7 protein-coding genes are annotated in these 9,873 nt (G+C 43.3%); 5 read left to right on the top strand and 2 right to left on the bottom strand.

The window, feature by feature from the left end; translation table 11 throughout:
- Positions 1-158: 158 nt before the first annotated feature.
- Positions 159-2,105, bottom strand: a complete 1,947-nt coding sequence (gene ggt, locus B2575_RS01970) for a gamma-glutamyltransferase (protein ID WP_226950154.1) — start codon at positions 2,103-2,105, stop codon at positions 159-161.
- 180 nt (positions 2,106-2,285) lie between these two features.
- On the opposite strand from ggt, the gene B2575_RS01965 reads away from it, so the two are divergent.
- The 3 genes from B2575_RS01965 (at position 2,286) to B2575_RS01955 (ending at position 6,458) form a co-directional block, all read left to right on the top strand.
- Positions 2,286-4,334 (top strand): hypothetical protein, encoded by a 2,049-nt coding sequence (locus tag B2575_RS01965; RefSeq protein WP_296239969.1) that lies wholly within the window; start codon positions 2,286-2,288, stop codon positions 4,332-4,334.
- Between the two features lie 44 nt (positions 4,335-4,378).
- On the top strand, positions 4,379-6,025 hold the full coding sequence (locus B2575_RS01960) for a hypothetical protein (RefSeq protein WP_198330800.1): 1,647 nt from the start codon (positions 4,379-4,381) through the stop codon (positions 6,023-6,025).
- A 79-nt stretch (positions 6,026-6,104) separates the two neighbouring features.
- Positions 6,105-6,458: a hypothetical protein gene (locus B2575_RS01955; RefSeq protein ID WP_087945579.1), complete on the top strand. Its 354-nt coding sequence runs from the start codon at positions 6,105-6,107 to the stop codon at positions 6,456-6,458.
- A gap of 123 nt (positions 6,459-6,581) precedes the next feature.
- Here B2575_RS01955 and B2575_RS01950 read toward each other — a convergent pair whose 3' ends face one another.
- The gene (locus B2575_RS01950; RefSeq protein WP_198330801.1) at positions 6,582-7,118 is read right to left on the bottom strand and encodes a Spy/CpxP family protein refolding chaperone; all 537 of its coding nucleotides are present in this window, start codon (positions 7,116-7,118) and stop codon (positions 6,582-6,584) included.
- A gap of 267 nt (positions 7,119-7,385) precedes the next feature.
- On the opposite strand from B2575_RS01950, the gene B2575_RS01945 reads away from it, so the two are divergent.
- Together B2575_RS01945 and B2575_RS01940 are read left to right on the top strand one after the other, a co-directional pair.
- Complete coding sequence (locus tag B2575_RS01945; RefSeq protein ID WP_198330802.1) at positions 7,386-8,084, top strand: response regulator transcription factor; 699 nt, start codon at positions 7,386-7,388, stop codon at positions 8,082-8,084.
- Positions 8,085-8,098: 14 nt separating this feature from the next.
- Positions 8,099-9,742 carry a sensor histidine kinase gene (locus B2575_RS01940; protein ID WP_227675977.1) on the top strand — a complete coding sequence of 548 codons (1,644 nt, stop codon included), beginning with the start codon at positions 8,099-8,101 and terminating at the stop codon, positions 9,740-9,742.
- Positions 9,743-9,873: the final 131 nt, after the last annotated feature.

The following is a 9,873-nucleotide window of genomic DNA, read 5'->3' as shown; positions in this document are numbered from 1 at the left end:
GCACAAGCGTGTCTGATACTCATACCTTGTTGTTTAACACTTTTAATCACTTGAGCACGAAAATCTGCTGAATAAGTCATAATCTTTTTACTTTTCGCTTGTTTTAAAACTAATGTACCACTTTTATAAAGGCTCTACTATATCATAAAAAAGTTATATCAATAACCAACGACTGCCGCATCAACGATACGCGGATCAGACGAGCCATAGACACCATTTGGGGTAATCATAATCGACTGGGTTGAGCCCATGGCTGATTTTGGACTGACCGTATGACCCATTGATTCAAGCTTTTTAACCGTATCAATATTCAGTGCTTTTTCGACCCGAATCTCATCAGGCAGCCATTGGTCATGGATACGCGGTGCGTGAGTGGCTTCAGCGATATTCATATCATGATCGATGACGTTCGAGATTATTTGGGTGACAGTGGTAATGATGCGGCTACCACCAGGGCTACCCGTGACGATATATGGTTTACTGTCTTTAAAGACCAGTGTCGGACTCATAGAAGATAATGGGCGTTTATTGGCTTCAACGGCATTTGCTTCACCGCCCAATAATCCATAACCATTAGGCACACCCGGTTTGGCAGAAAAATCATCCATCTCATTATTGAGCAATATCCCCGTACCTTCAGCGACAAGACCTGTGCCATAAGAAAAGTTCAGCGTATAAGTATTGGCTATTGCATTGCCATCTTTATCAACGATAGAGAAATGCGTGGTCTGATCACTCTCATAGGGTAGAGGGTTGTTGGCTTTGATGGTAGACGCTGGCGTGGCTTTGTCTGGATTGATTAAGGTGCGCAGTTTATCCGCATAAGCCTGAGAAACTAAACCGCTGGCAGGCACATCGATAAAGTCAGAATCACCTAAATACTCTGCGCGATCTGCATAAGCTAACTGCATCGCTTCCGCCATTAAATGAATGGTTTGCGCACTGTTTTGCCCGTATTCTTTTAGCGGATAACCTTCTAAAATATTTAAAATCTGCACGATATGAATGCCACCAGAAGACGGTGGTGGCATGGAGACAATCTCATAACCACGATAATCGCCTTTGACGGGCTCGCGAGCGATAGCTTCATAATTTGCCAAATCCTGTAAGCTCATGCTACCGCCAGCCTCGTTGACCGCTTTGACCAACTTACTTGCGGTTTCTCCTTTATAGAATCCATCGGCGCCTTTTGCGGCAATCAGCTTAAGCGATTTTGCCAATTCAGGCTGTTTTAAACGCTCACCGGGTTGATAGGCATTACCATCAGGTTTAAAAAATATCTTTTTGGTACTTGGCCATTTTTGCATGCGATCGCTTAATGCTGTGAGTGACTCAGACAGACCTGCTGTGACTTCTATACCGTCCTCAGCCAGTGCAATCGCTGGTGCCATCACTTGTCCGCGGCTCATGGTGCCATGATCTTCTAACGCTTTAAGTAATCCTGCAACCGTTCCCGGTACGCCAACTGCTAGACCGTGATAACGAGACAAGTCGCTGACCGCATTGCCATCCTCATCGAGATACATATCACGCGAGGCGCTACTCGGTGCTTTTTCACGGTAATCGAGTGCCACCGTTTTGCCTTGCTTGGCGTCATAGATCATCATAAAACCACCACCACCGATATTCCCAGCACGTGGTAATGTCACTGCTAAGGCAAAGCCAACGGCGACGCCAGCATCAACCGCATTACCACCGTCTTTTAAAATCTTGAGTCCAATATCAGAGGCGAGGGCTTCTTGGGTGGCGACCATGCCGTTCTTTGCCCAAACAGGGTGGTGAATCGCATCTTCAGAATAGATGGCTTGATCGGCATTGGCATTGTTAATCGTGGAAGTGAGGGTAGTGGTTTTGGCTCTTGTCACACGCTGAGTTTCAGATATTACAGTAGGATTATCAGCCATAATCGCGAGATTGATGGCGCTAGTGTTAATCGATGTTTGGTTAATGGCAGTTGATTGATTGGTGGTTGGCTCAAGCGCGTGAGCAGATAGTGATACTAAAAATGTGCTACTGATTAACAAAATAGCCGCTTTAATATTTGCTCTACCTTGAGGATTATTGTCAGCAGTGCGTATGTTGTTTTTTGATATCGAGGTTGGCATTGTAAAGTCCTTTTTACTTGAGCGAGAAAGCCATAGTGAGAAAGTTGTTTTGTATAAAAAAATCTAAGTATTTTCTTAATAAATAGGTTCTAATATTACTAAATTGTAACGCATTGTGATATAAATAACGGTACTAATGTACACTAATTATAGACTGGCTATTTATACAAAGAGATTACTATGTCATCAAATCATATTAATAATCATAATCGACAGCGCTACTCTGAGATGACGAGTCATCATTCGTCTATCAATAATAACGACCATATATATCAGGTAGGTAAATTGACGTCTATCGTCTTGTTGGTTGGCACTACGTCTCTGGCTCTTTTGGGCTGTCAATCAAGCCCAGCGGTATCATCGCCTGCGGCATCAAAAAGTATGATTGATTTTAGTACCGCTGATAGAGCGCAGAGCCAAGCACAAGGACGCGCGTTTAATGCCAGCCTCACAGCCAAAGCTGAGCGTTATCAGCAATTATTTGACCAAGAAAAATACCCCAATACTGACAATCAAGCAAAGTCACATTTACTGTCGGCTATTCGTCAGCATCTGGCAACAGAGCACGTGGCAGTCGCGCAAGCCAATTATCAAGCCGTTCCTTTTATTGATCCAGATAGCATTGATGCAGGCTCTAGTAGCTTACTTAGAACAATTATAGAAGCCTATGCTTATGAGCCTGAGGATTTAGACAATGATTATTTAGACGGCAATTCTTTATATAGCGATGATAACGAAAGTGGGTCGAATGATAATGATGGCAGTGATGGCAGTGATGACTCCGATCTAGCAGAAGCTAGTGAGGAAACAGCTGTAGACGAGGTTAGTGAATATGGCGATTACGATGTCATCGATGCCGATGAGACTGTTGATGATGAGTATAACTACGATGAAGACGGCTATGATCCAGACGGTTACAATGAATATGGCTACAATCGAGAGGGTTACGACAGCGATGGCTATAATGAATATGGTAATGCAGAGGGCGGCATTCTCTCAGGGGTTTCGAAATTAAAGCCCAACACTCTGTTAAAAAACTATGAAGCCGTACAAATGGCTAAACAGCAGTCAGAGGCTGTAGAAGATAGTCAATCAGCAACATCTACGGGCGTCATTGGTCAAATGCTGAGTATGTTCCATCGCACGCCGGAACAGATAGCTGCGTCAAATGCTTATCAATATCAAAATTTAACGTTCAATAGTGTCAGTCAATACAAACCCAAACAGCGACAACTGCAAAGCGTCTATAGCTATGATTATGTGACACCAACGATTAGCTCATCTATACAGATACCGCTAGCGTTCGATTTTAACCATAGTACAGTTACGGTAGACCCATCAGCAATCATGCCTATTGTGGCATTGGTTAATCCTGAAAACACCCCTTTACCTAACCAAATGACCTCACATACTGTTAGTTTTGGGTTGCCTGAGAGTATTACCGCGCAGCTGCCGCCAGCAGTGCTTTACGATGCCGCCATTGCTGCCGTACAGAGCAGCATGGCAGAGCTAGCGTCTGAGCACTTTAGCGCGGTAGATATTCGCAGTGATGCTTTTGCTAAAGAAGTCGGTGCGAGCCGAGCGGTAAAAGTCTATTTCGGCAGCAAGCAAAGCGGTGAGATGATTGGCAAAACCCTAAAATACATGACAAATTCGCTACAGGATTATGTCGATGCCAATCCACAGAAATATCCTGATGGCGCTATGCTAAAAACCGCGCTTGCGAAAGTGCAGCTATACAATAAAGGCTACCAAAGTGCGGATGTAGGTTCGCTTTTGCAGCTAATTGAAGCCATAGGTCCAATCTCTTTTAATCAGATAAATTACTATTATTTAGATAGCGCCGATCGCCTGCTTGCTAAGCAGCAGCGGGTAAATATCGGTGGTGACTTGATGGGTTCGACAACCAGCGTGCTGAATCAAGTACGCTATGATAAAAGCAGTTTTAGTAAACATGCACTAACGCCTTTATTGGCTGAGTCTTTTGGCGCAAATGCTAAAACTGCTATCGATGGCAATGCATGGATGGCAGAGCAGCGTCAACAAAAAGACAGACTGCAAACGGCACGTGATGCCCGCTATGACTATAGTGGGAGCAGGGATGATGACTATGGTAGCGATTATGCAGATGGTGATAGCGGCTATGATGCAGCAGAATATGACAGTGCTGATAGTCAAGATGACACTGGTATTGAAGACGATGCTGACAACAGGGTAGATGATCAATAACGCTATCTTGTCATGTTCAAGCCCATATTTATTAAGGATAAAAAATGAAAAAATCACATCAAATCATTGCAAGTCGTCTTTCGTCAGCGAGCCTTGCGTCAGTTCTTAATGGCAATCGCCTATTTGCTGGTGCATTGGTAACAGGGGCACTATTATTAACGGGCTGCCAATCTACCAGTCTTGACCAATCTAATGCTATGACTGCCAAGCAAACGCCAGTGGCAGCAAAGACAGCGTTGGCGACTGCGTTACAGAAACAGCGCCGACAGTCTTTTAGTTACCATAGCAATCTGGAGATCAGTAACGAGCAGCAGTTTAGCGATATAAATATGGAAATAGATGCCAAAGCGCCAGTCGCCTCAGTTTATATCGATGAATACTGCGAAGACACACACGATCAAGCGTATGCCACCTTAATTACCCAAGCAGAAGCGCAAAATAAAGATATTTTGGCGGCAGATTATGATGCTCAGCGAACGGTGCTCAAAGACACTTATCTTGAGTGTACGGATGCCTATGAGGCATGGGTAGAGAGTAAATATGATAGTGAAATCAATGTGCCAGCGTTTTACCAACAGTTATTTGACAATTACGACGACCGATCGACAGCGCAAGATATCAAAAAAGCAAAGTTGCTAGATGCTTATGTGCTAAAGCCGCTGTCTATCAATGCGCAAGGTGTTTATCAGCCAATGGTTGGCAAGGCGACGATGCTGGCGAGCGTGCAGTATCAAGCACGCAACCATCAAAGCAGTGTTAATCAGCCAATTTATCTGGATTTGAAAAACGGTAATATTTATCTATGGGCAGATAATTTTGCGATGTTTAATTCAGAACTGTTAGATGACAAGCTCGGCATAAAGTGGCGCAATAAGTGGTTAAAGTTGGCCATTGATGACGGCACCTTACCCAAAGGCTTTGGTAGTGAGTTGATAAAAAGCCACTTTGCAGCCTTAGACGCCACATTTGATGCCGCACCGATTAGCCAGTTTGATTATGTCGCCCCTAATACGCTAGCCTCGCTCTCTCCCAAGCTGCCCGCGCATCAGCTACCAGCAATGCTGGCAAGTAACCAAGTTATTCGCCGTGTACAAAGCGCTGAGAGTTATGAGCAGTTTTATCAAGATTATATGCGCATCGTCTACGAGCGGATGAGTCAGCGATATCCAGAACTGGTCAAAGAAAGCGCGGCTGACGAGGCAAGCGACACAAATGCTAGGAAATTTACCAGTAAAGCGTTGGCGCAGCAAATATTGGCAATGATAAAAAGTGACATAGATAGTGATGTGGATAGTGGCAGTGAGACAATAGAGGAAACAATGGCAGAGGCAAAAGAAAAGACGGCAGAAAGTGCAATGCTATCAAATGCAGAGACGCAAGAGTTGTATGGATTTGATAAGCGTGGTCAGCTCAAATGGCAGCATCTGCGCAGTGAGCTTCCGAGTGAAACTACTTCTAATAATATGGTCATAGATGTTTTGCAGCAGTATTCCGCTGTAAGCGCCAAAAACATGGCATTTCCCAATTTACCAAGTGATGTACAAGTGCCTAATGCCAGTAATAGTATTGATGTGCGCGAGTATGGCAGCGAGTTGATGCAGTATTATCGTGATGGCAATGGTACTGCGATGGGCAAAATGATGTTTAGTGTCATGCCAATGGCTAAAGAGAAGTTGGGTTCGGTTGATTAGAGTAATGTTTTTATGTTTTAAATTGCTATGTTCTGAAACTTCAAAAATTGAATGATATTGATATTAAAAAAGGAAGGTTATGAAAAAGTTTTTAGTAGGATTTATTTTCACTATAGTTGCATGTGGATCTGCCCAAGCAGGATGTATTGGTAGCTCATCTTTTTCTACATGTTCTGATGCAAGTGGAAATTCATATACAAATAACAGAGTAGGAAATACAACATATACATCTGGCTATAATAGTAGTACGGGAAGCAGTTGGAACCAAAATACTAATAGAATTGGTGATACCTCTTATACTAATGGTGCTAGTGCTGATGGGAGTTCTTGGAACAAAACTTCTCGCCAGATTGGGTCTTATACTTACCATAATGGTAGCGATAGTGATGGAAATAGTTTTAATTACTCATGCAACCAGTTTGGTTGTAATTAATTATATAAAGAAAAATTTTGAAAACTAAAAAGCGCACCGTTTATACGATGCGCTTTTTTATGTGTTAATAATCAGTCTTATAGGACATTCAGCATGAATGCAAAATAGTCTATTAATGACGAATTACATGCCTTGATGTGGTTTGCCATGCATTTTACCGTGCTCTGAGCCTTTATGACCTTTCGCCATTTTTTCAGCTTTTAATGTAGCAAGTTTTGCTCGTTGCTCAGCAGTCAATATTTGAGAGATAGCATGTTGAGTCTGTACTCGCTCAATGAAGCGTTGCTTGGTTTTAGCCGCTTGCTGATCAGCTAAGCGATTGACTGCTGCTGTATTTAGAGTGCTGGCATTGGTCAATGCTTGCATTTGTTGCTGCATTTGCGCCCGTTCCAATTTGTTTTTTGTACGGTCAGCTTTACGATCGCCGTGTTGTGCTTGCATGATGGCTTTGATTTGCGCTTGTTGCGTTGCTGTTAGATCTAGTTGCGACATTGGACCTCTCATGCCGCCTTTTTTCATACCACCTTTTTTCATGCCATCTTTATGCTGCATTTTACTGGTCGTTGGTGTGGTATCAGTGGTTGCATTAACACTGGTACAAGCTGTTACGGTGAAAATGCTAGACATTGCTAATACTGAGCCCATTAATAATTTTTTCATCATCGTTACCTTAATTTATGGTGCATACGTTATTGGTTGCGAAAAAGTCAGTTTTTATCTGATCAGCTTATGAACAGTAAGTGCCCCGGATAGCCACTATCCATCACAGCTTGTTATCAGTATTTGTCGCTGATAGACGCTATATTACGACAGTTAGAGGTTACGAACATTTATGAAGTATTAAGAAAGGTAACGTTTATAGCGAATCCATAAGCAATTGACTGATAATATGGCTCATAAAGCGATCTAACGCTTAAGGAGAAAGATGTGCCACACATACTACTAGGCGATGATGACGAAGAATTGACCCAATTGTTACAAGAATACTTGCACAATCATGGGGTGACATGCGACTGCGTTCACGATGGTGAGGCTGTCATACATAAACTCAAAACTGCGAGCAATAATGTGCTTAATGGTACTGCTGCTTACGACCTGTTAGTGCTAGATATTATGATGCCAAAAATCGATGGATTGAGTGTCTTGCGTCAATTACCCAATATCAGTGATATCCCTGTCATTATGCTGACGGCAAAAGGGGAGGAGATTGATCGTATCATTGGGCTTGAACTTGGTGCTGATGATTATATTACCAAACCCTGCAATCCTAGAGAGCTGCTGGCACGTATCAATGCCGTCATCAAACGCACCAGCGCAGCGACATCAGAGCATACGCCGCTACCAGAGAGTCGTTTGCATCTGGATCAAAACCAGCGGCTTTGTCAGATAGATGGCATAGAACTACAAGTGACGGGGACAGAGTTTGATTTGTTGGTTGCGCTACTGAAACAAAAAGGCGAGGTGGTGAGCAAAGCCTGGCTGTCAGAGCATGTTTTACAACGTGAATTACAGCCGTTCGACCGTAGCCTTGATGTGCATGTCTCGCGATTGCGCAAAAAATTCCAACCTTTTCATGATGAGCCGATCAAAGCGGTTCGTGGTAAAGGCTATCAGCTGGTATTGTAATGACGGACTCATCGATGAACGCTTCCAAGAAAGCTATTAACCATAAAACGCTTAAGCAAACCCCAAAGTTTAAAGTGCGAATCACACTATTTTGGCGTTTGTTTCTAAGTCTATTATTAACAATTATAATCACCTCTATTTTATCGATCATGGTGGAGCGTTGGCTGGTCGAAAAAGCACTAACGGTTCGCATGAACGTACAAACTGATAGTTTATTGATTAAGCGTCAAGAAATGGTTGAGGCATTAAGAGCGGGTGATTTAAGTACAGTTAAGCAGATGTATCGTCAGGACCGTCAACTCATGAATCAGATAAGTGTTTACGATGAAGAAGGGGCGATTATATTTCCGCGTTATCGCAATAGAGATGAGCGTAGGCAAAAAGGTATGCAGGGTAGTCGGCGTGAAGTAGGGCAACCATCAATGCAATCAATGGCAGCTCAGCCCAATGTGGACAATAACAGGATTAATAGTCACGATGATAATAATAAAATGTCGAATGATAAGTCATCATTCTTAAACCATATTCTGCAACCGATGATGCCAAATAGCGCTACGCTAGCTGATTTCGACAGTCGCCCTGAGCTGGCTGATGTGACGGTCGTCTTACCAGATGAGCAGTCTGTCATTATACAATTACGTCCGCATTTGCGTTTTGCTGATGTTATGGCGCTGCAACGTGGCAATTTTCCCATACGTTTGCTATTTATTCTCGTTTTTAGCGTCTTGGTTTGTATTTGGCTGAGCCGTACAATGACTCAGCGTATCCGCCGTGTACAAAATACCGTACACCGTCTGATTGATGGCGATTATCAGACCCACCCAGACCTATCAAAAATGGGAGATGATGAGCTTGGTTTACTCGCAAAAGACGTGGCTAAACTATCAAAACGGTTGGCTGAGAGTGAGCTGGCACGCAAACAGATGCTCAGTGATATCTCGCACGAGCTACGATCGCCACTGGCGCGTCTAGACGTTGCGACTGAGCTGACTCGCGACTTTGCACCGAATGCCAGTCGTTATCTCGACCGTATAGATAAAGAGTCGGCGCGGATGAATGAGTTGATTGAGCAAATCATTCATATTCAATCTCTACAAATGCAGCAATATACCATCGACAATATAGAAAACGAAGCGGTTGATATTTCTGACATCATTAGTGAAATTGGACAAGACGTTTGCTTTGAGTTTCAGCATAAAAATGTGCGTTGGCAATGGCAGCCGAGTCATGCATTGGTGGCAGACGCTTCATCTACCACTGATTCAACAACGCCTTGGACTGTGCTTGGCAACCAAGAACAGCTGCATAGTGCGCTTGAAAATGTCATTCGTAATGCTTTTATGCATACGGCCTCTGATTCAACAGTCATTGCTGACATTAAAAAAGTGGAGATGGAAGGCAATAAGCCTGCACTTCAAATCAGCATCACAGACGAGGGTGGTGGCATCGCGGATAAGGACTTGGCGCGTATTTTTCAGCCCTTTGTACGGCTTGACTCGGCTCGCCATCGTGAAACGGGGGGGTATGGTTTGGGGCTGGCAATCGTTCATGCCGTGGTAATGGCACACAAGGGTCAGATTCATGTCTATAATCGCCAAGATGATATCCAAGGGCTGGTGATGCAAATAACATTGCCTGTTAACTCTGAAGGGGACTAAGAGCAGCATAAAGTGGCGAACACGCGCTTAAAACATCTCTAAAGTGTGTGTATAAGCGTGTGTTTTATTAAGTTTCAAAGCGGATTATTTCAAAAAAGTGGGAGCATTCAATATAAGCAAGGAGCAAAAAA

The organism is Psychrobacter sp. UBA6739 (assembly GCF_002453835.1).
GTDB lineage: Bacteria > Pseudomonadota > Gammaproteobacteria > Pseudomonadales > Moraxellaceae > Psychrobacter > Psychrobacter immobilis_A.
This window is presented reverse-complemented; position numbering and strand designations above follow the sequence as displayed.

Excerpts from the sequence above, each read along its gene's own strand:
- B2575_RS01940 (WP_227675977.1), top strand. The coding sequence starts at position 8,099 with ATGAACGCTTCCAAGAAAGCTATTAACCATAAAACGCTTAAGCAAACC.
- ggt (WP_226950154.1), bottom strand. The coding sequence starts at position 2,105 with ATGCCAACCTCGATATCAAAAAACAACATACGCACTGCTGACAATAAT.
- B2575_RS01955 (WP_087945579.1), top strand. The coding sequence starts at position 6,105 with ATGAAAAAGTTTTTAGTAGGATTTATTTTCACTATAGTTGCATGTGGA.
- B2575_RS01960 (WP_198330800.1), top strand. The coding sequence starts at position 4,379 with ATGAAAAAATCACATCAAATCATTGCAAGTCGTCTTTCGTCAGCGAGC.
- B2575_RS01965 (WP_296239969.1), top strand. The coding sequence starts at position 2,286 with ATGTCATCAAATCATATTAATAATCATAATCGACAGCGCTACTCTGAG.
- B2575_RS01950 (WP_198330801.1), bottom strand. The coding sequence starts at position 7,118 with ATGAAAAAATTATTAATGGGCTCAGTATTAGCAATGTCTAGCATTTTC.